Annotated in this window: 15 protein-coding genes; 11 read left to right on the top strand and 4 right to left on the bottom strand. The window is 73.0% G+C overall.

Annotation, left to right across the window (positions count from 1 at the left end; genetic code table 11):
• Nucleotides 1-54 precede the first annotated feature (54 nt).
• Genes DEJ50_RS25080 through DEJ50_RS25045 form a run of 8 tightly spaced genes read left to right on the top strand, consistent with a single transcriptional unit; the run spans nucleotide 55 to nucleotide 9,310 of the window.
• On the top strand, nucleotides 55-1,482 hold the full coding sequence (locus DEJ50_RS25080) for an MFS transporter (RefSeq protein ID WP_150210364.1): 1,428 nt from the start codon (nucleotides 55-57) through the stop codon (nucleotides 1,480-1,482).
• On the top strand, nucleotides 1,466-2,749 hold the full coding sequence (locus DEJ50_RS25075; protein WP_150210363.1) for a hypothetical protein: 1,284 nt from the start codon (nucleotides 1,466-1,468) through the stop codon (nucleotides 2,747-2,749). Before DEJ50_RS25080 ends, DEJ50_RS25075 begins: the two co-directional genes overlap by 17 nt.
• Complete coding sequence (locus tag DEJ50_RS25070) at nucleotides 2,746-4,704, top strand: B12-binding domain-containing radical SAM protein (RefSeq protein WP_150210362.1); 1,959 nt, start codon at nucleotides 2,746-2,748, stop codon at nucleotides 4,702-4,704. The genes DEJ50_RS25075 and DEJ50_RS25070 overlap by 4 nt, the downstream gene beginning before the upstream one ends.
• A complete protein-coding gene (locus DEJ50_RS25065) occupies nucleotides 4,704-5,660 on the top strand; it encodes a DUF692 family multinuclear iron-containing protein (RefSeq protein WP_150210361.1) in 957 nt (318 codons plus the stop codon). The genes DEJ50_RS25070 and DEJ50_RS25065 overlap by 1 nt, the downstream gene beginning before the upstream one ends.
• Nucleotides 5,650-6,408, top strand: a complete 759-nt coding sequence (locus DEJ50_RS34080) for a hypothetical protein (protein WP_190344680.1) — start codon at nucleotides 5,650-5,652, stop codon at nucleotides 6,406-6,408. Before DEJ50_RS25065 ends, DEJ50_RS34080 begins: the two co-directional genes overlap by 11 nt.
• Nucleotides 6,405-7,226, top strand: a complete 822-nt coding sequence (locus DEJ50_RS25055) for a JmjC domain-containing protein (protein ID WP_150212348.1) — start codon at nucleotides 6,405-6,407, stop codon at nucleotides 7,224-7,226. Before DEJ50_RS34080 ends, DEJ50_RS25055 begins: the two co-directional genes overlap by 4 nt.
• Nucleotides 7,223-8,278: an aKG-HExxH-type peptide beta-hydroxylase gene (locus DEJ50_RS25050; RefSeq protein ID WP_150210360.1), complete on the top strand. Its 1,056-nt coding sequence runs from the start codon at nucleotides 7,223-7,225 to the stop codon at nucleotides 8,276-8,278. Before DEJ50_RS25055 ends, DEJ50_RS25050 begins: the two co-directional genes overlap by 4 nt.
• A gap of 3 nt (nucleotides 8,279-8,281) precedes the next feature.
• The gene (locus tag DEJ50_RS25045; RefSeq protein WP_150210359.1) at nucleotides 8,282-9,310 is read left to right on the top strand and encodes a metallopeptidase TldD-related protein; all 1,029 of its coding nucleotides are present in this window, start codon (nucleotides 8,282-8,284) and stop codon (nucleotides 9,308-9,310) included.
• Nucleotides 9,311-9,352: 42 nt separating this feature from the next.
• Here DEJ50_RS25045 and DEJ50_RS25040 read toward each other — a convergent pair whose 3' ends face one another.
• A complete protein-coding gene (locus DEJ50_RS25040; protein ID WP_150210358.1) occupies nucleotides 9,353-10,081 on the bottom strand; it encodes an SDR family NAD(P)-dependent oxidoreductase in 729 nt (242 codons plus the stop codon).
• 111 nt (nucleotides 10,082-10,192) lie between these two features.
• On the opposite strand from DEJ50_RS25040, the gene DEJ50_RS25035 reads away from it, so the two are divergent.
• Both DEJ50_RS25035 and DEJ50_RS25030 read left to right on the top strand, forming a co-directional pair.
• The gene (locus DEJ50_RS25035) at nucleotides 10,193-10,768 is read left to right on the top strand and encodes a PadR family transcriptional regulator (RefSeq protein ID WP_150210357.1); all 576 of its coding nucleotides are present in this window, start codon (nucleotides 10,193-10,195) and stop codon (nucleotides 10,766-10,768) included.
• Nucleotides 10,769-10,827: 59 nt separating this feature from the next.
• Nucleotides 10,828-11,328, top strand: coding sequence for a pyridoxamine 5'-phosphate oxidase family protein (locus DEJ50_RS25030; RefSeq protein WP_150210356.1), 501 nt, complete (start codon nucleotides 10,828-10,830; stop codon nucleotides 11,326-11,328).
• 3 nt (nucleotides 11,329-11,331) lie between these two features.
• Here the strand turns inward: DEJ50_RS25030 and DEJ50_RS25025 are convergent, their stop codons facing one another.
• Nucleotides 11,332-12,759 carry a DUF1906 domain-containing protein gene (locus DEJ50_RS25025; RefSeq protein WP_150210355.1) on the bottom strand — a complete coding sequence of 476 codons (1,428 nt, stop codon included), beginning with the start codon at nucleotides 12,757-12,759 and terminating at the stop codon, nucleotides 11,332-11,334.
• A gap of 447 nt (nucleotides 12,760-13,206) precedes the next feature.
• On the opposite strand from DEJ50_RS25025, the gene fusA reads away from it, so the two are divergent.
• Nucleotides 13,207-15,264, top strand: a complete 2,058-nt coding sequence (gene fusA / locus DEJ50_RS25020; protein WP_150210354.1) for an elongation factor G — start codon at nucleotides 13,207-13,209, stop codon at nucleotides 15,262-15,264.
• A 379-nt stretch (nucleotides 15,265-15,643) separates the two neighbouring features.
• Here fusA and DEJ50_RS25015 read toward each other — a convergent pair whose 3' ends face one another.
• Both DEJ50_RS25015 and gltB read right to left on the bottom strand, forming a co-directional pair.
• Complete coding sequence (locus DEJ50_RS25015; protein ID WP_150210353.1) at nucleotides 15,644-17,104, bottom strand: glutamate synthase subunit beta; 1,461 nt, start codon at nucleotides 17,102-17,104, stop codon at nucleotides 15,644-15,646.
• A complete protein-coding gene (gene gltB, locus DEJ50_RS25010) occupies nucleotides 17,097-21,635 on the bottom strand; it encodes a glutamate synthase large subunit (protein WP_190345043.1) in 4,539 nt (1,512 codons plus the stop codon). The genes DEJ50_RS25015 and gltB overlap by 8 nt, the downstream gene beginning before the upstream one ends.
• Between the last annotated feature and the right edge of the window lie 215 nt (nucleotides 21,636-21,850).

Below are 21,850 nucleotides of genomic sequence, written 5' to 3'. Positions count from 1 at the left end.
TCGCCACCCGGGGCCGGCGGTGCGCCGCCTCACCCGAAAGGCTTCCCGTTCCCGGTGAGAATATATCTTGAGCTGCTCGGCCACCGGCGGTTCGCAGCGCTTTGTTTCGGGCAGGCGGTCTCCCTGCTCGGCGACGCGCTTTTTCCGATTATCGTGGTGGTTTCCGCTGCGCAGGCGGGAACTCCCGCGGAAACGATCGGCGCCGCATTCGCCGCCCGATTCCTTGCGCTCGGCGGCGTGGTGTTGTTCAGCGGTGCCGTACTGGACCGAATTGATCCGGTCATCGCCGCGGTGAGCGCTGATGCCACCCGGGTGGGCGCACTGATCGCGCTCGCCCTGTTCTGGGACGGAAACCTGGACGCCCTGGTCCTGGCCGTGGCCGTGGTCATCGGGCTCTGTGAGGCGGTCAGCGAGCCGGCCCTGCTCGTCATCGCCCCCCGCATCCTTCCCCGCAATCCGGACCTCAACCCCCGCTCAGCGGAGGCGGAAGCCGCCGAGGAGAGCCGGATCACCGCCGCCTACGGGCTGCTCGAAGGCATGCGGAACCTCTCCGGCATCGTGGGCCCGACCTTTGCCGCCGCACTGATCGCCCTGTTCAGCCCCTCCGTGGGCGCCCTGGCCGCCGCTCTCGCCTTCGGACTCTCCGCCGCGGCCACCCGCTGGGCCGGCGGCCGGTACAGCGCCGCCCGGCGGGCCGGGGAGAAGGCCGCCGAGCAGAAGGCCGACGGGCAGGCGGACCTGAAGGCCGGGGACGGCGGACCGGGGGACGGCGAACAGGAAGACGACGAGCCGCTGTTGCGGTCCGCCCTCGGCGGGCTGGGGGTGCTCTGGCGGATCCGCTGGCTGCGATACGTCCAGGTACTGGCCGTGGTCCATGTGCTGTTCGCCGTCGGGCCCTGGATGGTCGCCCTGCCGGTGCTCATCATCGAACGGGAGCACTCCGCCACCGTCTACGCCCTCGTCCTCGGCTCCTTCGCGGCCGGCACCGTCGCCGGGGCCTTCCTCGGCGGCCGGATCCGCGGCGGCCGGCGCGGCCTGGTCGCGCTGGCGCTGCTCGCGCTGTTCGGCCTGACCGCCCTGGCGCCCGTCCTGACCGGCTCGGTGCTGCTGCTGATGGCCGCGTTCGTGGTGGGCGGGGTCGGCCAACAGGCCTTCGACGTGGTGAAGATGGCGGGCCTGCGCCGGGAGGTGCCGGAGCGGCTGCACGGCCGGGCCTTTTCCGCCGACTTCTTCTTCTCCTTCGCCTCCCTCCCCCTCGGCCAGCTGCTGGGCGCGGCCCTGCTGCGGTTCTTCGAGGTCGAGGCGATCATGCTGTGGGCCGGCGGGCTGGTGATCGTGACCACCGTGCTGACGATGCTCAGCACGGACGCCCGGCGCTTCACCTCGGGGCCGGCCCCGGCCGCCGACGACGGAGTACCGGACCAGCGGGGACCCGGCCGGGCCGATCCCGCGGAACAGGGCGAGAATGCCGGGACACGTTGACCTCTTCGAGGAGCACGGCGAGGTGGCCGCCCTCTGGCCGGAGGGCCGCTACCGGGACCGCACCGTCGTGTGCTTCGACCGCCACCTCGACCTCAAACCGCTCGCCCCGGGCGGCGAGGCCGCCCTGCGGCACGCCGCCGCGCACGGCGCGGACCCGGCCGGTCTGCTGCGGCGGCTCCCGGTGCGCGGGGTGCCCGGCGCGTTCGGGCTGGACGACTTCTGGTCGGCCGCGGCCATCGCGGGCGGGCTCACCGACCTCGTCTGGGTGCCCAGCTGGACCTCCCACGAGGGCTGGGCGCGGACCGCGGTCGACTCCGTCTCGCTGATCGCCACCGGGGGCGCCCCCGTCCACCCGCACACCACGGACTGCTGCCTGGCCGTGCGGCTGTGCGGGGTACGGCTGGCCGTGGTGCCCCCCGATCTGCTGCCCCGGCATCTGGCGGCCCACGTCACTGGGGACGTGGTGGCGGACATCGACCTGGACTGGCTGATGGACGAGCACGGCCGGGCCGATCACTCGGTGGAGGAGCTGGCCGAGCTGGTCGGCGCCTGCGGCGGTGAGCTGTCGGCGATGACCTGGTCCACCCGGTCCGGTTTCCTGCCCGGGGAGTTCCGCCGGGTCGGTACGGACGTCGCTGCCCGGCTCGGCCTGAACGCCCGTACCTCCTCCTTCCTGCCGTCGACTCCGTGGCCGGAGGACCTGATGCTGACCGTCCACCGGGGCGGAGCACTGCCGGACGGTCCGGCGGACGGCCGGGCGGCCGGGTCCGGCGGGCCGCCGGAGGCCGCCGGAGTGGCGGTGGCCCTGCGCGGGCTGGCGCTGGCCGCCGAGGACCCGGGCGCGGCGGAGGAGTACTACGGGAGGGCTGCGGCCGGCGGATACCGGTCGAGCTGGCTCGCGTACAAGATCGGGATCGCCCACTATGCCCGGGGCGGCCACCGCACGGCCCGGGACTGGCTCCGCGAGGCGATCGCCGTGGACGGCCGGGACACCCTCGCGATGCATGCCCGGATCATGGCGGTACGGGCCACCGCGCGACTGGACGGCAACGGCCCGGCCCTGGCCGAACTCCACGGCCTGGCCAAGGAGTTGCCGCTGCGGGCCGGGGTGTGGCGGACCCTGCGGGTGCTTGCGCGGCAGTGCGGCGACACGGACACCGCTGCCGAGGCGGCCGGCCGGCTGGCGCTGCTGGACCGGCTGACCGGGCCGGCGCATACGGCACCGTCCGGAATGCCGCCCGGAATACCGTCCGGGGAGCCGGTGTGAGCGGCCCGGACCACGGCAGTGACGTCCTGCTGGTGATGCCGCCGGTGAGCGAGGCCGTGCAGTTCCCCTACCTCGCCCTGCCCCAGCTCGCCGCCGCCTGGACCGCCCGCGGCTACCGGCCGGTCTGCCGCGATCTCAACCTGGAGTACCGGACCGCGGTGATCCGCCGGCGGTCGGCCGCCAAGGCGGCACCGGCCGGCCCGGGCCCCGGGCCCGGCGCCGGCCCGGGCTCCGCCAAGGAGGCCTTCCGCCGGATCAGCGAGCGCTACCGGGAGGACCACGGCCAGCGGCTGCTCGACCGGTCCCGCGACCGGACCTCCGGCTTCGACCAGGAGGTGGCCATCCGCGCCATCGTCCGGTACGTCACCCAGCAGGCCACCGAGGACGGCTGGATGGTGCCCGGTCCCTTCCCGCTGTCCCGGATGGACCGGCTCGTCGAGGTCGGCAGCACCGGCTGGTCGGCCCGCTGGGGCGCGGCCCGGCTCGCGGAGCTGCTGGACCGGCACCGGCCCCGGGTCCTGGCCTTCTCCGTCCCCTTCTTCAGCCAGCTGGTGCCCACCCTCGCCCTGTGCAGCCTGCTCAAGCGGCAGCGCCCGGACCTGCGGATCATGGTCGGCGGGCCGACCGTGCAGATGTGGGCGCGGCTGCTGCGCCGCAGTGTGGCGGCGGCCCGGCACGTGGACCACTGGTGCCTGGGCCACGGCGAGGACTACCTCGGCCGGATCCTCGACGGCCCGGAGGCACCGGACGGCCCGGGCGCACCGGACGCAGCCCCGCACGAGCCGGGTCTCGCGGACGGCTTCGTCCTGAACGAGCAGCCCATGCCGGACTTCGGCCAGTTCGACTTCGCCGACTACAGCAACCAGGCCCACCAGTTCCCCTACCGGCTGACCGTCGGCTGCTTCTGGGGCAAGTGCACCTTCTGCTCGTACGGCAACCGCTACCACGACGCCCGGGCCTTCCAGCAGGTTTCCCCGGAGGTCGCGGCGGGCCATCTGGTCGAGCTGGCCGCCCGGCTGGGCATCACCGATGTGGCGGTCACCGACGAGAACACCGGACTCCGGCATCTGATGCGGGTGATGCGCGCGGTCCGCGACCGCGGCGCGGCGCTGACCTTCCGGGTCCGGGCCCGGCTCGAACCGGAGCTGGCCGACCCGGCGTTCTGCGAGCAGCTCCACGCCCTGGGGTGCGTCCAGATGTCGGCGGGGTACGAGACCGATGCGCAGGGCATCCTCGACTCGCTGCGCAAGGGCCAGGACGCCCGGCACGCCGAGCGGGCGGTGGCCAATCTGACCGCGGCGGGGATCACCACCAACCTGTCGTTCATGGACGGCTTTCCGCATCCGGGGGCCGAACAGGGGTACCGGGACACCGTCGAGGTCATCCGGCGGCATCCCTCGGACATGGGCCTGGACACGATGCAGCTGCTGGTCGCCGAGCCGGGCAGCCATCTGTGGGAGAGCCGGCGGGCCCACCCGGACACCGCCGGGGACGAGCACGGCGAACACGACCAGTACGACCAGTACGACGAGTACCTGGTCACCAATGAGGGGCTGGCCTTCGCCGCCGGGCGGGTCGGTGGCGCCCTGCTGGACCCGGAGGCCACCGAGGAGGCCCGGCAGCGGCTGCTGCGGATGGGGGTGGAGGCCGTGCCCGACGCGGAACGGTCGAGCCGGCCCGACCTGGCGCAGCGGCCGGAGGCAGGGGCCGGGGCCGCCCCGGCGGCTGCCCTGGTGGATGCGGGGGCGCCGGTCCGGCCGCGGTTCGGGGTCGCGCTGGACGTCGTACGGACGCAGTGGTTCCTGGCGGACCTGGCGTGGCCGCGGATGGCCGCGCTGCCGCCGGGGGTGGCCCGGGCCGGGGACGGGCGGCTGACCGGAGACGGACCGGGGGCCCGCCGGTGGCTCTCCCGGATGGTGGAGAAACGCCTGCTCGAAGTGGAAGGGGGCATCTGATGGACGCCGCGGCAACGGAGCGGCTCGGTCTCGGGCTGGGCATGGACCTGGTGTGGGGCGAGCGGATCGGCTTCGAGAAATCCGGGGAGGGCCGGCCCACGGACCAGGTGGCGGCCTTCCTCGGCCGGCACGCACAGGACTACGACTACATGTTCGTGGCCTTCCAGCCGATCGACTACGGCCCGCTGGAGCCGGACCGCTACTTCCCGGCCTACGACCGGCTGTTCGGCCTGTTCGGGGCGGACCGGCCGCGTGCCTTCCACCACACCATGCTGAACACGGGCAGCCCGGAGGAGTACGGGAAGGAAGCCGTCGCGGAGTTCACCAATGCGCTGATCGAGCGCTACGGCTTCCGCTGGGTCATCGAGGACCTCGGCATCTGGTCGCTGGGCGGGCGCAGTCTGCCGTACCCGATGCCCCCGGTGCTGACGGCCGAGGGGCTGCGCCGGTGCATCGGCCATGTCGGCGAGTGGGTGCGGCGGCTGGACGCCCCGCTGTCGGTGGAGTTCCCCGGGTTCACCGAGGGCGGCAGCTTCCTGGTCGGGACCATGGACGCGTTCGCCTTCTTCGACACGGTGATCCGCGAGACCGGCGCCCTCGCCACCATCGACATCGGGCACATCCTCGCCTACCAGTGGCTGATGGGGCGGACCGGGGAGCGCATGTTCGAGGGGCTGGAGGCGCTGCCGCTGGACCGGTGCCACGAGGTGCACCTGTCGGGCTGCCAGATCGTCGACGGCCGGTTCCGGGACCTGCACCACGGGGTGCTGCTCGACGAGCAGCTGACCCTGCTGGCCCATCTGCTGCCGCGGATGCCCCGGCTGACCGGGGTCACCTACGAGGACCCGAACTTCGATGCGGCGGGCGAGCTGGTGCCGAAGTCGCGGCCGAACGCCGAGCGGCTGTTCGCGCTGGTCCGTGCCTGGCAGGAGGAGGCCCGTGCCGGTGTCCGCTGACCACGACCGGCACGACCGGATCCTCGCGGTACTGGACCGGCTGCTGTACGACAAGGAGGTACGGGCCGCGTTCATCGAGCACGGGCCGGCCGATCCGCGGCTGGGCCTGGCCCCGGAGCTGGTCGCCGCCTTCTCCCGGGTGGACGTCCGCGAACTCGCCCTGGTGGGGCGGAACATCCGCTCCGAGGTGGTCAGCGGCGGCACCGGGACCGGCCCGGGGCTGGCCCGGGGCTTCGCCCGCTCGCTGGAGGTGATCCGTGAGCGGACCGGGCAGACCGCGAACGAGGTGGCCGAACTGTTCGTGGCCTCGGCGGAGTTCCGGGAGTTCCGGGACGTGCCGTTCTCGGCAGCCGGGCGCGGGCGGCTGCTGCCGGAGTGCTTCCACCGGTTCGTGGCCGGGTCCCCGCCCCCGCTGGCCGGGGTGGAGCCGCTGGTGCACCACGAGGCGGCCGTCGGGGTGGCGCAGGCGGTGGCCACCGGGGCGGAGGCCACCTTCGCGGTGGGGCTGGCCGGGTTCGCCGCGCACGGCGGGGTGCAGTGCGCGTTCCGCGAATACGCGGAGGCCCCGGCCGACTGGGCGCTGGAGCCGACCCTCTACCTGGCGGCGCCGGGCCGCTGTGTGGTCGGGCGGGGTACCCGGCCGGTGTTCGACGCGCTGGTCGCCGTCCTGGCGGGCCGGGCGGAATCACTCGCGCCGAAGGTGCGGGAATCCCTGGAGGCACGGCTGCGGAACTGGGGGCTGCGATGACCGAGCGGGCCGTACTGGACATCGGCGAGTTCTACGAGACCTTCTGGCGCCGGCGGCCGGTGGTGTGGCGGGGCTGCGGAAGCGAGTTCCTCTCCCCCGCCCTGGACTGGGACCGGATCGAGGCGCTGGAAGCACGGCTGGCCCGGGAGGAGCCGGCCGGGGCGGAGGTCCGGCGGCGGGAGGACGGGCAGGTGTTGTTCGTGAACCAGGCGCAGCACGTGCTGCCCGCGCTGGATGCGGCCTGTGCGGTGCTGGCCGGCCGGTTCGGGTGGCGGGAGTGCACCGCAGACCTGTCGGTGACCCGGGGCGGGGGTGCGGGCATCGGCTGCCATTTCGACCACAGCGACAACTTCGTGGTGCAGCAGCAGGGTGCGAAGGACTGGCTGGTGGGGCTGCCGGAGCACACCTCCCCGGACCGGCGGCGCAAGCGGATGCTGGACGTGAAGGGGTTCGTGCCCTCGGGAAGGCTGCCCGAGGAGCCGTTCCGGGTCCGGCTGGAGCCCGGCGATGTGCTGTACCTGCCGGTGTTCGCCCCGCACGAGGGGGTCGAGGGGACGGCGGGTGCCGAGGAGGGAGCTTCGGCGGCGGGCTCGGTCAGCGTCTCCTTCTCCTGCAATGCGGAGAGCGCCCTGATCCGGTACCTGCGCCCGCTGCTCCGCCGGCTGTCCGAGGAACGGGCGTGGTGGGAGCCGCTGCCGCCGGCCGGGGTGGGCCCGCAGGACCCGCAGCGGCTGGAGGAGGCACTGGTACGGGCGTTGCGGGACGTCACGGCGGACGTGGCGGCGGACGTGGCGGCGGACGGAAGGGGACGGGCATGAGGGTGAAGGACCTGGCGGCGGACCGGTCGGCGGCGGGGCTGCCGGACCTGGCGCTGATCGTGCTGGCCGAGGACGCGGCGGCGGTGGCGGCCAATGAGCAGCTGAACCGGGTGGTGGCCCGGCAGTACCTGGTGCGGGTGCTGCGGGCGGTGCAGCGGCTGGACGGGGAACACCGGGCGGATCCGGCGCTGACCCGGGTGCGGGAGCTGCTGGACGCCATGGATGTGGATGCGGCCCTGCGCTGGGCGCTGCGGCCCGAGGTGACGGGCTGGGTGTGGCGGGCCGAGGCGCGCTCGGTGGACCCGGCGCGGCTGCTGCGGGTGCTGGCGGACTGCCTGGCGTACGACCCGGGGGCGGCGCCGGCGGTGGTGCGGCTGGGCTCGCCGGACGGGCCGGCTCCGGTGGTCACGGGTGCGGGACTCGCCGGGGGTTCGCTGCTGCTGGACTGGGTCGCGGAGGGCGACGAGTGGCCGGTGCGGCTGGATGCGGCCCGGGCCGGGGCGTTCGCGGCCCGGCTGCAGGCGGCGGCGGACCTGCTGGCGGCCGAGTGGCCGGAGGGGCTGGCGCTGGCCGGGCGGGACATCCGGGCGTTCGCCGCGCTGGGCAACCACCGGGGGCTGAAGCCGCTGAACTTCAGTGTGCACGGGTTGCGCGGGCTGGTGCTGACCAGCGAGCGCCCGGCGTACATGCTGGCCCAGACGCTGGTGCACGAGGGGACCCACCAGCGGTTCAGCGGGGTGCTGGACTGTGTGGCGCTGGTGCGGAACCCGAAGGCCACCCACCATTCGCCGTTCGTCGGGGCGGAGCGCCCGCTGGGGCACATCCTGCACGGCATCCTGTCCTTCATCAACGATGCGTACGCGGCCTGGCGGCATCAGGCGGTGGAGCGGGATCCGGTGGAGCTCGACCGGTTGGAGCGGTACCGGCAGCAGAAGGTGGAGCAGCTGCGGACCGCGGAGAAGAACCTGCTGGAGGTGGCCGAGCCGACGCCGGCCGGGGAGCGGCTGCTGGCCGGCTGCCGGGCCGCGATAAGCCGGCTGAGCGGCGGCTGAGCGGTGGCCGACCGGACGACGGGCGGGGCTGCCGGCCGGGCCGTGGACGAGCTGCTGGCGGCGGGGCTGCGGGAGGCGGCCGGGGTGTTCGGCCCGGCGGCCTCGATAGCGCGGCGGGAGCGGGCCGACGGCCTGATACGGGTGCACATCCGGCTGGGTCCGGCCCGGCACGGCCATACCCCGCAGTGGGGGGTGGCGGCCTATGACGGCGGCTATGTGGCCCGTGAACTGCCGGACGGGATAAGACAGTTGCGCAGGGACCGGGAGCTGGTGGCGCAGCGGGTGCCGGTGGACGGGCCGCTGGCCGGGCCGGCGCTGCTCTCGCCGGCCGCGGCCGGGGTGTTCGTCCACGAGTGCTTCGGGCACACCAGCGAGGCGGACAACTACCTGGCCGCGCAGGCGGCCGGCACCGACCGGCGGCTGGGCGACCGGTGGACCGCGGCCCCCCTGACGGTCCGGGACCGGCCGGGCGCCCGCCCGTACGCGGGCAGCTACCGGCGCGACGACGAGGGCACCCCGGCCCGGCCGGTCACCCTGCTGGCGGACGGACTCTGGACGGGGCTGCTGACCCACCGGGCGACCCGGCGGCTGAGCGGCGGGCGGAGCACCGGCCACGGGCGGGGCCCGGCGGGGGCCGCACTGCCCCGGTGCAGCGTGCTGGAGGTCGCCCCGGGGGCATGTCCGCCGGCGGAGCTGCTGCGGCGGATGGGCGCGGGCTGGCTGCTGGGCACCCCGGTGGGCGGCTGGTCGGTGCGGGGGCTGGTGGTGCTGGAGCTGCTGTGGGTGCGGCGGGTCGAGGGCGGCCGGCTCACGGACGAGGTGCGCGGGCCGGCGGTGGTCTGCGCCCGGAAGTCGGCGCTGGCGGCCCGGATCTCGGCGGTGGGCAGCGACCGGATGGTGCACAGCTCCCCGTACGGCTGTGTCAAGGAGGGGCACGAGGTCGGCTCGACCCTGATCAGCCCTTCGCTGCTGCTGGACCGCTGTGTGCTGCGGCCGTTGGACCAGCTGACCCGGTCGGGGCGGCTGAGGTAGGCGGCGCGGGCGCGCGGGCGGCGGGAGAGAGGGCATCGCCGCTCATGCGGTGGTCATCCCCCCGTCCACGGTGAACTCGGCGCCGGTGATGTACGAGGAGGCGTCCGAGCAGAGGAACAGGACCAGTTCGCCGACCTCCTCGGGGCGGCCCATCCGGGCCAGCGGCAGGTGCGACCAGTCCCGGCCGGCCACCGCGTCCGCCACCATCGGGGTGTCGATCGCCCCCGGGTGTACCGAGTTGACCCGGATCCGGTCCCCGCCCAGGTCCAGTGCGGCCGAGCGGGTCAGGCCACGGAGCCCGAATTTGGTGGATCCGTAGGCGGCGTGGCCCGGGATGCCGACCAGGCCGGCGGTGGAGGAGATGTTGACGATCGAACCGCCGCCGGCCGCCCGCAGTACCGGGGCGACGGCCCGGATGCCGAGGAAGGGGCCGAGCAGGTTGACCCTGAACAGCCGCTCGAAGCCCTCCGGGCTCTGCTCCTCCACATGCGCGGTGTGCCACAGGGCGGCGTTGTTGACCAGGGCGGAGACCGTGCCGAAGGCTTCCACGGTGGCCCGGACGACGCTGTCCCAGCTCGCCGGATCGGCCACGTCATGGCGGAGGAACAGCCCCTGGCCGCCGAGTTCGGCGGCGACGGCCCGGCCTTCCTCCTCGCGTACGTCGGTGAGCACGACCCGGGCCCCGGCCGCCGCACAGAGGCGCGCTTCGGCCGCGCCCTGGCCGCGGCCGGCGCCGGTGAGCAGGACCACCTTGCCGTCGAGTGCGCTCACGGGACCTCCGTTGGTCCGTCGATGCGTCGATATTCCGAATAGGAATACTTCTAGCAGTCATTCCTGCCGGAGGGAAGGGGGCCGCCGGGGGCCGGTCGTAGACTTCGCTGCGTGGCAGAAGAGACGAACAGGCGCACGCTCCCCGCGACCAGCTGGGCAGTGCTCGGGCTGCTCTCCTTCGGGGAGGAGCTCTCCGGCTACGACCTGAAGAAGTGGTCGGACCGGTCGCTGCGGTTCTTCTACTGGAGCCCGTCCTTCAGCCAGATCTACAGCGAGCTCAAACGGCTGGAGCAGGCCGGTTACGCCTCGTCCCGGATGGTCGCCCAGGAGACCGGCAGCCGCGACAAACGGGTGTACCGGATCACCCCCGAGGGGCTGGCCGCCGTACGGGAATGGGCCCGCGAAGCCCCGGTCGACCCGCCCGTGCTCAAGCACGGGCCGATGCTCCGGCTCTGGCTGGGCCACCTGCTGGAACCGGAGCAGATGCGCGAAGTCCTCCTGCAGCAGCAGGAGTACGCGGAGTCGATGCGCCGCCGGGCGGTGGCCGACGCGGAAGAGGCCCACGGGGAGGCGGACTGGGCGTACCCGGCGCTCACCCTCAAGTGGGCGGAGCGGTACTACGCCTCCGAGCGCGACCTGGCGGCTGCCATGCTGTCCGACATCGAGGAGCTCGGCACGCTCCCGTAGGAGCGGCCCTTGGCGGCGCGCCGCCCGCGGGTCTGGGGAACCTGGGCTTGGATACCCGTATGACGACGAACAACTGGGCAGCGTTCGAGCAGGCGGAACCCGAGTTCGCGGCGACGGTACGGGCCCGCTTCGCGCAGTACCCCCACCATGTCCTGGCCACCCTCCGCAAGGACGGATCGCCCCGGGTGGCCGGGCTGAACACAGAGTTCCGGGGCGGCGAGCTGTGGCTCGGGATGATGCCGGAATCCCGGAAGGCGAAGGACCTGCAGCGCGATCCGCGGTTCGCGCTGCACACCAACCCGGGGGCGGGCGAGACCATGCCGGACGGGGACGTCCGGATCTCCGGCCGGGCCGTCGAGGTCGTCGACCCGCCGGAGCAGCACCGGTTCGCGGAGGAGACGGGTACCGAGCATCCGTTCCACCTGTTCCGCGCCGAGCTGACCGAGGTGGTCCACATCGGGGTCGATGGCGACGACCTGGTGATCCGGGCCTGGACCCCGGCGCGCGGGCTGCGCACCCTGCGCCGGGGCACTGACGACGAGCCACCGCGGGAGGGCTGACGGTCAGTCGTCGTCGGAGTCCGAGTCGGAGTCGGAGTCGGAATCCGTGTCCACGTCGGAATCCGCGTCCGCGTCCGTGTCGGAATCCGCATCCGCATCGGCGTCCGCGTCGGAATCGGCATCCGGGTCCGTCGCCGGGTCCGCCACCGGGTCCGGCTCAAGCGCGCCGGACAGCGCCACATCGAGCCAGTTGCGGTCGATGTTGACGGTGATCCCGCCGTAGGTCGCGTTGTGGTCGCCGCGGAACTGGTGGGCACGCCGGCCGCCGGCCCACTGCACGGTCCCGGCCGGCAGCCCCATGTCGGCATCGGTCACCGAGGCCGACCGGTTCCAGGCCGCCGCCCACAGCACGTCCGGCATCGAGCCGGGCGCCTGGTCGTGGTGGCGGCTGAGGGCCTTCACTCCGGAGCTCGCCGAGACATAGGCGCCGGAGCGGTAGCCCAGCTGGTGCAGCTGCTCCGTCCAGGCGACCAGGTAGGACACCACCGGGGCGTCCCAGGTGGCGCGGTCGGTGTAGCTCTCCACGTCGTTGTAGAGGATCGTGCCCTCGGCCAGACCCAGCCGGCGGGCCGCCGCCACGGCCCCGTCGGCGGCGGTCCGGCCCTGCTCGGCGGCGGTGGAGGCGGACGTCGACAGGCCGGTGCTCGCGCTGCGCCAGGGCTGCGGTCCGACCCAGATCGGCATCAGGTGCCAGCCGGTGTCCGCCTGCTTCCGTACCCAGTCGGCGGTCAGCTTCGGCTGGGCGCAGGCCCGGGCCGGACCGCCGATGTAGATGCCGACGGCCCCGAAGGAGGACTCCTTCCACCAGGTGTCCATGGTGCTCTGGGCCGGCGCGGTGCAGGCGTCGAAGCCCTCGCCCCGGTAGGGGTCCTGGGCCTGCACGTCCGCGCGGACCGCGGGCGTGACGGGCGGTACGACGGGCCGGCGGGCGGCACCGGTCCGGGCGCCCGCCATCACCCGGCGGGCTGCCGCTGGGGTGTCCCCGTACGAGACGGTGGCCATGAGGCCGGCCTGGCGCAGCGCGTACCGGATCTCGTTGCTGCCCCCCGGGGGTGCGGCGGCGGGCAGCGCGGTGCCCAGGGGAACGGTCACGGTGGGGATGTCGGCGCGCTCGGGGGCGCCCCGGAGGGGTTCCAGGTGCAGGGTGTCGGCGCGGGCGGCCACCGCCCGGCCGGAGCAGTCGCGCTGGCTGCCGGCCGGGCCGAGGTACAGGCTCGGTACATCCAGGCGCAGGCAGGTGGCGGGGGCGCGTTCGAGGTCGACGATCCGCCAGTGGGCGGGGACGGTGAGCCGCATCCCCTGATAGGTGACGGTCCGTTCCCCGGCGGTCGGGACGGCGGGGGCCGGGGCCCCGCCCGCGGTCGGGGCGAAGGCGGCGGAGGCCAGGGTCACGGCCCCGACCAGGGAACTCAGCAGAATCCGAGACAGCATGGGCTGATGGGTACCAGACCGTGCGCCCGCCCAACTGCGCCGAGCGGGGGCCCGATTGGTCCGGACAGCCCAGGGTGCGCCCGGCACATCACGGCTTTCCGCGTCACCCGCACGAGTGAGACCGGTGTCTGCGCGTCCAGCCGAGCGGTCCGTGGCAGCGGCCGGAAAAATCACGTGCCCCGGGCCGGACCGGCTTCCTACACTCACCGAGTCGCATACCGCAAGAGACGAGAGAGGGGAGCAGGGTGATGTGCCGTCAGCGCACTGCCGCCTTCGTTCCCCCTGCCCGGTACGACGTGATCCGAGTGTCCCGCGGCGCGCGGTGTCCGCTGCGCGCCCGACACCGCATGCCCGTGACCTGAGCCGACGCACGCCCGAGTGCTGCTGTCGCCTGCCGGCCGGGAATCGCGCTGCCGCTTTCTCTTCTCGTCCGAAAGGCCCTGGGCCATGCGCACCAACGCCACCAACCCCACCACCCTTGTCCGGAATCTCGGCATCCTCGCCCACGTCGACGCCGGCAAGACCACGCTCACCGAACAGATCCTGTTCGCCACCGGCGCCATCCACAAGCGGGGCGAGGTCCACGAGGGCACGACCGTCACCGACTACGACGCCCAGGAACGCGACCGCGGCATCACCATCTTCGCCGCGGCCGTGAGCTGCGCCTGGGGCGGACACCGGGTCAACCTGATCGACACGCCGGGCCATGTCGACTTCGCCGACGAGGTGGAGCGGTCCCTGCGGGTCCTGGACGGGGCGGTGGCCGTGTTCGACGCCGTCGCGGGGGTCGAGCCGCAGAGCGAGTCGGTGTGGCGGCAGGCCGACCGGTACGGCGTCCCGCGGATCGCGTTCGTGAACAAGCTGGACCGGGCCGGTGCCGACCTCGACACCGCGGTCGCCTCGATCCGGAACCGGCTGGGCGCCGTACCGCTGGTGGTGCAGCTGCCCATCGGGCGGGAGGACGGGTTCACCGGCGTGGTGGACCTGCTGGAGATGCGGGCACTGCACTGGCCGGCGGGCGACGGGACGTACGAGACGGGGCCGGTCCCCGAGGAGCTTCGTGCGGAGGCGGAGCGACGGCGCCGGCAGCTGGAGGAGGCGGTGGCCGAACTCCATCCGGCAGCGCTGGAGGAGTTCTGCACGGCCTCGGCGCTCACCGGGCGCACCCTGGCCACGGCGCTGCGCGACCTGACCCTCTCCGGGGACGGCGTGGTGGTGCTGTGCGGCTCGGCGTACCGGAACCGGGGCGTCGAACCGCTGCTGGACGCGGTGCTGGCGTACCTGCCCTCGCCGGCCGACCTGCCGCCGGTGCGCGGGACGCGGCCCGCCGACCCGGCGGCCCCGTTCACGGCGCTGGCCTTCAAGGTGACGGCCACGGCGACGGGACGGCTCACCTATCTCCGGGTGTACGCGGGCACGGTCCGCAAGGGCGAGTCGGTGCTGGATGCGGGCACCGGCCGGACGGAACGGATCGGCCGGATCCTGCGGGTGCAGGCGGACCGGCACGAGGAACGGGAGGAGGCGGTTGCCGGTGACATCGTCGCCGTGATCGGGCTGAAGTCGGCCCGGGCCGGGACGACGCTGTGCGCGCCGTCGGCTCCGCTGCTGCTCGAACCGCCGGTGGTGGCCGATCCGGTGGTGTCGGTGGCGGTCGAGGCCGAGCGCAGTACCGACACCGGCAAGCTGGCCTCGGCGCTGGCGCGGCTGGTGGAGGAGGATCCCTCGCTGGTGGTGCGGACGGACGCGGAGACCGGGCAGACGGTGCTGTCGGGGATGGGCGAACTCCATCTGGAGGTCGCGGTGGAGAAGATCCGCCGCGGGCAGGGGGTGGCGGTCGTCGTCGGCCGGCCGCAGGTCTCCTACCGGGAGACCGTGGTGCGCGGGGTGACCGGCTTCGTCCACCGGCATGTGAAACAGGACGGCGGTGCGGGCCAGTTCGCGCACATCGTCTTGGACGTCGAGCCGGCCGGAGAAGGAGAAGGAGAGGAAGCGGGTTTCGTGTTCCGTTCGACGGTCACCGGCGGCCGGGTGCCGCAGGAGTTCGTCCGCGCGGTGGAAGCCGGCTGCCGGGACGCCCTCGCGGCGGGCCCGCTGGGCGGCTACCCGGTGACGGGGCTGCGGGTCACGCTCACCGACGGGGCGACCCACTCCAAGGACTCCTCGGAGCTGGCGTTCCGGGCGGCGGGCCGGTTCGGGCTGCGGGACGCGCTGCGCGCGAGCGCGCTGGAGCTGCTGGAGCCGGTCGCGGAGGTCACGGTCACCGTCCCGGACGATGCGGTGGGCGGCGTTCTGGGCGATCTCGCGGCCCGCCGCGGCCGGGTCTCCGCGTCCCGTACGCAGTCCGGGACCGCGGTGGTCACGGCGGCCGTGCCGCTGGCCGAGCTGTTCGGCTATGCGTCCCGGCTCCGTGGCCGCACCCAGGGCCGGGGCACGTTCACCACCCACCCGGCTCCCCTGGCCCCGGTCCCGTCCGCGGTGGCCACCGCGGTCCTGACGACCGGCTAGCCGCGCGCCGCCATCCGCCGGGGCGCCCGTCCCTTCCGGGCGGGCGCCCGGCGGACCGGCCCCCACCGACAACGCCACGGCGCCCGCCACCCCTGGTCGGGGACGTGGCGGGCGCCGTGTCGGAGTTCCGTACGTCGTTGTACGGACCGTATGAGGGGTGCCCCGGCCGAAGCCGTCGGGCGGTACTGCGAAACCTCAGCCCCCACCTCGACGGCCGGAGGCCGGCGCAGCCGGGCGAAGCCCGGGAGGCCGCCTGCGGCCGAGCGGTGCGAGCACGGCGTCCGGGATGGAGTCGTGGCGGGCGCCGTGTCGGAGTTCCGTACGTCGTTGTACGGACCGTATGAGGGGTCCTCCCCGAGGGGAGGGGGCTGCTGACGGGTTAAACCGTCAGCGCGCGGTCCGTCGGCTTGACCGGGTACGGGAGGGTGCTGCTGCCCGTCAGGAAGCGGTCCACGCCGCGGGCGGCCGAGCGGCCCTCCGCGATGGCCCAGACGATCAGCGACTGGCCGCGGCCGGCGTCGCCGGCGACGAACACGCCGTCGACGTTGGTCGCGTACGAGGCGTCGCGGGCGATGTTGCCCCGCGCGTCCAGCTCCACGCCGAACTGCTCGACCAGCCCGTTGGCCTGGTCCGTGCCGGTGAAGCCCATCGCCAGGGTGACGAGCTGGGCCGGGAGGACCCGCTCGGTGCCGGGCTTCTGGGTCAGCTTGCCGTCGACGAACTCGACCTCGACCAGGTGCAGCGCCTGGACGTTGCCGTCCTCGTCGCCCTCGAAGTGGGTGGTGGAGACGGAGTAGATCCGCTCGCCGCCCTCCTCGTGGGCAGAGGTGACCTTGTACAGCATCGGGAAGGTCGGCCACGGCTGCCCCGTGGGCCGGTCCTCCGACGGCCGCGGCATGATCTCCAGCTGGGTGACGGAGGCCGCGCCCTGGCGGTGGGCAGTGCCCACGCAGTCCGCGCCGGTGTCGCCGCCGCCGATCACGACCACGTGCTTGCCCTCGGCGGTGATGGGGGGCGCCACGAAGTCGCCCTCCTGCACCTTGTTGGCGAGCGGCAGGTACTCCATCGCGAAGTGGATGCCGTTCAGCTCCCGGCCCGGGACCGGCAGGTCGCGGGAGACGGTCGCGCCCGCCGCGACGACCACCGCGTCGAACCGCTTGCGCAGGTCGGTCGCGGTGATGTCCTGGCCGACCTCGATGCCGGTACGGAACTTGGTGCCCTCCGCGCGCATCTGCTCGATGCGGCGGTTGATGTGCACCTTCTCCATCTTGAACTCGGGGATGCCGTAGCGGAGCAGGCCGCCGATGCGGTCCGCGCGCTCGTACACGACCACGGTGTGGCCGGCCCGGGTCAGCTGCTGGGCGGCGGCCAGACCGGCCGGGCCGGAGCCGATGACGGCGACGGTCTTGCCGGACAGGCGGTCCGGGACCTGCGGCGCGACATCGCCGTTGTCCCACGCCTTGTCGATGATCGAGACCTCGACGTTCTTGATGGTCACGGCCGGCTGGTTGATGCCGAGCACGCACGCGGACTCGCACGGCGCCGGGCACAGCCGCCCGGTGAACTCCGGGAAGTTGTTCGTCGCGTGCAGCCGCTCCGAAGCGGCGGACCAGTCCTCGCGGTAGGCGAAGTCGTTCCACTCGGGGATCAGGTTCCCCAGCGGACAGCCGTTGTGGCAGAACGGGATGCCGCAGTCCATGCAGCGGCCGGCCTGCTTGCTGATGATCGGCAGCAGGGAGCCGGGGACGTAGACCTCGTTCCAGTCCTTGAGGCGGTCCTCAACGGGACGGGAGCAGGCGGTCTGCCGCGGGGTGGTGAGGAAGCCCTTCGGGTCAGCCATGGGTCGCCGCCTCCATCATCTTCTCGGTGGTCTCGGACTCGGAGAGTCCGGCCCGCTCAGCGGCGTCCTTGGCGGCGAGCACTGCCTTGTACGTGGTCGGGATGATCTTGCTGAAGCGGTCCACCGAGACGGACCAGTCAGCGAGGAGCTTCGCGGCCACGGTGGACCCGGTCTCCTCCTCGTGGCGGCGCACCACGTCGTGCAGCCACAGCTTGTCCTCGTCGGACAGGGCCTCGACGGCGTCGAGGTTGCCGACGTTGACGTTGTCCTGGTTCAGGTCGACGACGTACGCGACACCGCCCGACATGCCGGCCGCGAAGTTGCGCCCGGTCTCGCCGAGGACGACGGCCGTGCCACCGGTCATGTACTCGCAGCCGTGGTCGCCCACGCCCTCCGAGACCACCAGCGCTCCGGAGTTGCGGACGCAGAAGCGCTCGCCGGTGCGGCCCCGCAGGAACATCTCGCCGCCGGTCGCGCCGTAGCCGATGGTGTTGCCCGCGATGACCGAGTACTCGGCCAGGTGGTCGGCGCCGCGGTCCGGGCGGACCACGATCCGGCCGCCGGACAGGCCCTTGCCGACGTAGTCGTTGGCGTCGCCCTCCAGGCGGAGGGTGATGCCCTTCGGGACGAAGGCGCCGAAGGACTGGCCGGCGCTTCCGGTGAAGGTCAGGTCGATGGTGTCGTCGGGCAGGCCCGCACCGCCGAACCGCTTGGTGACCTCGTGGCCGAGCATGGTGCCGACGGTCCGGTTGATGTTCCGGATCGCGACCTGGGCCCGGACCGGCTGCGCCTGCTCCGCCGTGGCGGCTTCCAGCGCGTCGGCCGCGAGCTCGATCAGCTCGTTGTCCAGGGCCTTCTCCAGGCCGTGGTCCTGGGCGATCAGCGCGTGGCGGACGGCGCCCTCGGGCAGGTCCGGCACGTGGAACAGCGGTTCCAGGTCCAGGCCCTGCGCCTTCCAGTGGGTGACGGCCGCGCTGGTGTCCAGCAGCTCGGCGTGGCCGACGGCCTCTTCCAGCGTACGGAAGCCCAGTTCGGCGAGGAGCTCGCGCACCTCCTCCGCGATGAACTCGAAGAAGTTGACGACGAACTCGGGCTTGCCGGAGAACCGGTCGCGCAGCACCGGGTTCTGGGTGGCGATGCCGACCGGGCAGGTGTCCAGGTGGCAGACGCGCATCATGACGCAGCCGGAGACGACGAGCGGCGCGGTCGCGAAACCGAACTCCTCGGCGCCGAGCAGCGCGGCGATGACCACGTCGCGGCCGGTCTTGAGCTGGCCGTCGGTCTGGACGACGATCCGGTCGCGCAGCCCGTTGAGCAGCAGGGTCTGCTGGGTCTCGGCGAGGCCGAGCTCCCAGGGGCCACCCGCGTGCTTGAGCGAGGTCAGCGGGGAGGCACCCGTACCGCCGTCGTGGCCGGAGATCAGGACCACGTCCGCGTGCGCCTTGGAGACACCCGCGGCGACCGTGCCCACGCCGACCTCGGAGACGAGCTTCACGTGGATGCGCGCGACCGGGTTGGCGTTCTTGAGGTCGTGGATCAGCTGAGCCAGGTCCTCGATGGAGTAGATGTCGTGGTGCGGCGGCGGGGAGATCAGGCCGACACCCGGGGTGGAGTGCCGGGTCTTGGCGACCCACGGGTACACCTTGTGGCCGGGCAGCTGCCCGCCCTCGCCGGGCTTGGCGCCCTGGGCCATCTTGATCTGGATGTCGTCCGCGTTGACCAGGTACTCGCTGGTGACGCCGAAGCGGCCGGAGGCGACCTGCTTGATCGAGGACCGGCGGGCCGGGTCGTACAGGCGGTCCGGGTCCTCGCCGCCCTCACCGGTGTTGGACTTGCCGCCCAGCTGGTTCATGGCGATGGCGAGGGTCTCGTGCGCCTCCTTGGAGATGGAGCCGTACGACATGGCGCCGGTGGAGAAGCGCTTGACGATCTCGGAGACCGGCTCGACCTCGTCCACCGAGATGGCCGGGCGGTCGGACTTGAAGCCAAACAGGCCGCGGAGCGTCATCAGCCGCTCGGACTGCTCGTTCACCCGGTCCGTGTACTTCTTGAAGATGTCGTACCGGCGGTTGCGGGTGGCGTGCTGGAGGCGGAAGACCGTCTCCGGGTCGAACAGGTGCGGCTCGCCCTCGCGGCGCCACTGGTACTCGCCGCCGATCTCCAGCGCGCGGTGCGCCGGGGCGATGCCGGAGGCCGGGTAGGCCTTGGCGTGGCGGGCGGCCACCTCCTTGGCGATGACCTCCAGGCCGGCGCCGCCGATCTTGGTGGCGGTGCCGTTGAAGTAGGTGGCGACGAATTCCTCGTTGAGGCCGACGGCCTCGAAGACCTGGGCGCCGCGGTAGGAGGCGACGGTGGAGATGCCCATCTTGGACATGACCTTCAGCACGCCCTTGCCGAGGGCGTAGATCAGGTTCCTGATGGCCTGCTCGGGCTCCAGGCCGGAGAGGAAGGTGCCCGCGCTGAGCAGGTCCTCGACCGACTCCATGGCCAGGTACGGGTTGACGGCGGCGGCGCCGTAGCCGATGAGCAGCGCGACGTGGTGGACCTCGCGGACGTCGCCGGCCTCGATGAGCAGGCCCACCTGGGTGCGCTGCTTGGTGCGGATCAGGTGGTGGTGCACCGCGGAGGTGAGCAGCAGCGACGGGATCGGGGCGTGCTCGGCGTCCGAGTGACGGTCCGAGAGGACGATCAGGCGGGCGCCGTTCTCGATGGCGGCGTCGGCCTCGGCGCAGATCTCGGTGATCCGGGCGGCGAGGGCGTCGCCGCCGCCGGAGACCCGGTACAGGCCGGACAGGGTCGCGGCCTTCATGCCGGGCATGTCGCCGTCGGCGTTGATGTGGATGAGCTTGGCCAGCTCGTCGTTGTCGATCACCGGGAACGGCAGCATGATGTTGCGGCAGGACGCGGCGGTCGGCTCCAGCAGGTTGGCCTGCGGGCCGATGTGGGAGCGCAGCGAGGTGACGAGCTCCTCGCGGATGGCGTCCAGCGGCGGGTTGGTGACCTGCGCGAACAGCTGGGTGAAGTAGTCGAAGAGCAGCCGGGGGCGCTCGGACAGGGCCGCGATCGGGGAGTCCGTGCCCATGGAGCCGAGCGGCTCGCCGCCGGTGCGGGCCATCGGCGCGAGGATGACGCGGAGCTCTTCCTCGGTGTAGCCGAAGGTCTGCTGGCGGCGGGTGACCGAGGCGTGGGTGTGGACGATGTGCTCGCGCTCGGGCAGGTCCTCGAGCTCGATTTCGCCGGTCTCCAGCCATTCGGCGTACGGGGCGGCGGCGGCGAGCTCGGCCTTGATCTCGTCGTCCTCGATGATCCGCTTCTGGGCGGTGTCGACGAGGAACATCCTGCCGGGCTGGAGGCGGCCCTTGCGGACGACCTTGGCGGGGTCGATGTCGAGGACACCGACCTCGGAGCCGAGCACGACGAGGCCGTCGTCGGTGACCCAGTAGCGGCCGGGGCGCAGGCCGTTGCGGTCGAGGACCGCGCCGACCTTGGTGCCGTCGGTGAAGGTGACGCAGGCGGGGCCGTCCCACGGCTCCATCATCGTGGCGTGGTACTGGTAGAACGCGCGGCGGGCCGGGTCCATGGAGGTGTGGTTCTCCCACGCCTCCGGGATCATCATCAGCACGCTGTGCGGCAGCGACCGGCCGCCGAGGTGCAGGAGTTCCAGGACCTCGTCGAAGGAGGCGGAGTCGGAGGCGTCCGGGGTGCAGATCGGGAAGATCCGCTCCAGCTTCTCCTGGCCGAAGAGTTCCGAGGCGAGCTGGGACTCGCGGGCGCGCATCCAGTTCCGGTTGCCCTTGACCGTGTTGATCTCGCCGTTGTGCGCGACGAAGCGGTACGGGTGGGCGAGCGGCCAGGACGGGAAGGTGTTGGTCGAGAACCGCGAGTGGACCAGGGCGACGGCCGAGGCGAAGCGGCGGTCGGAGAGGTCCGGGAAGAAGGGCTCCAGCTGGCCCGTGGTGAGCATGCCCTTGTAGACGATGGTGCGGGCGGAGAGCGACGGGAAGTAGGTGCCCGCCTCGCGCTCGGCGCGCTTGCGCAGCACGAACGCCTTGCGGTCCAGCTCCAGCCCAGCGCTGCCGTTGCTGACGAACAGCTGGGAGAAGGCCGGCATGGTGGCGCGGGCGCCGTTGCCGAGCAGGTCCGGGGTGACCGGGACCTCGCGCCAGCCGAGGACCGTCAGGCCCTCCTCGGCGGCGATGGTCTCGATCTGCTCCACCGCGACGGCCTGTGCGGTGCCGTCGGCGGGGAGGAAGGCGATGCCGACGGCGTAGGCGCCGGCCTCGGGGAGCTCGAATCCGGCGACCTCGCGGAGGAAGGCGTCCGGGACCTGGGAGAGGATGCCGGCGCCGTCACCCGAATCGGGCTCGGAGCCGGTGGCGCCGCGGTGCTCGAGGTTCCGCAGTACGGTCAGCGCCTGCTCAACGAGGGTGTGGGTGGCCTCGCCGGTGAGGTTCGCCACGAATCCGACGCCGCAGGCGTCCTTCTCGTTGCGCGGGTCGTACATGCCCTGGGGGGCGGGGCGACCGTCCATGGGCGACCAGGCAGTGGTGCTGGGGCCGGTCGCGGAGTGCGTGGATGCGGAACGCATCGGCTCTCCCGTCGTCGTCGTGGCATATGTGCATAGCCGAGGGACGACGTTGGCCCTCTGCGAAATTTCGTGCAGGTTACATGATGACGGCAATCCCGCGAAGCGGATATCGCGTTTCAACATGCGGACACTGCCCGAAGCAGAAAGAAGGGACCTTC

Origin of the sequence: Streptomyces venezuelae, assembly GCF_008642295.1 — a bacterium.
Taxonomy (GTDB): Bacteria; Actinomycetota; Actinomycetes; order Streptomycetales; family Streptomycetaceae; genus Streptomyces; species Streptomyces venezuelae_C.
Note: the sequence above shows the minus strand (reverse complement) of the source record. Positions and strands in the feature narration are given on the sequence as shown.

Excerpts from the sequence above, each read along its gene's own strand:
- DEJ50_RS25065 (WP_150210361.1), top strand. The coding sequence starts at position 4,704 with ATGGACGCCGCGGCAACGGAGCGGCTCGGTCTCGGGCTGGGCATGGAC.
- DEJ50_RS25075 (WP_150210363.1), top strand. The coding sequence starts at position 1,466 with ATGCCGGGACACGTTGACCTCTTCGAGGAGCACGGCGAGGTGGCCGCC.
- DEJ50_RS25055 (WP_150212348.1), top strand. The coding sequence starts at position 6,405 with ATGACCGAGCGGGCCGTACTGGACATCGGCGAGTTCTACGAGACCTTC.
- DEJ50_RS25015 (WP_150210353.1), bottom strand. The coding sequence starts at position 17,104 with ATGGCTGACCCGAAGGGCTTCCTCACCACCCCGCGGCAGACCGCCTGC.
- gltB (WP_190345043.1), bottom strand. The coding sequence starts at position 21,635 with ATGGACGGTCGCCCCGCCCCCCAGGGCATGTACGACCCGCGCAACGAG.
- DEJ50_RS25030 (WP_150210356.1), top strand. The coding sequence starts at position 10,828 with ATGACGACGAACAACTGGGCAGCGTTCGAGCAGGCGGAACCCGAGTTC.
- fusA (WP_150210354.1), top strand. The coding sequence starts at position 13,207 with ATGCGCACCAACGCCACCAACCCCACCACCCTTGTCCGGAATCTCGGC.
- DEJ50_RS25050 (WP_150210360.1), top strand. The coding sequence starts at position 7,223 with ATGAGGGTGAAGGACCTGGCGGCGGACCGGTCGGCGGCGGGGCTGCCG.
- DEJ50_RS25025 (WP_150210355.1), bottom strand. The coding sequence starts at position 12,759 with ATGCTGTCTCGGATTCTGCTGAGTTCCCTGGTCGGGGCCGTGACCCTG.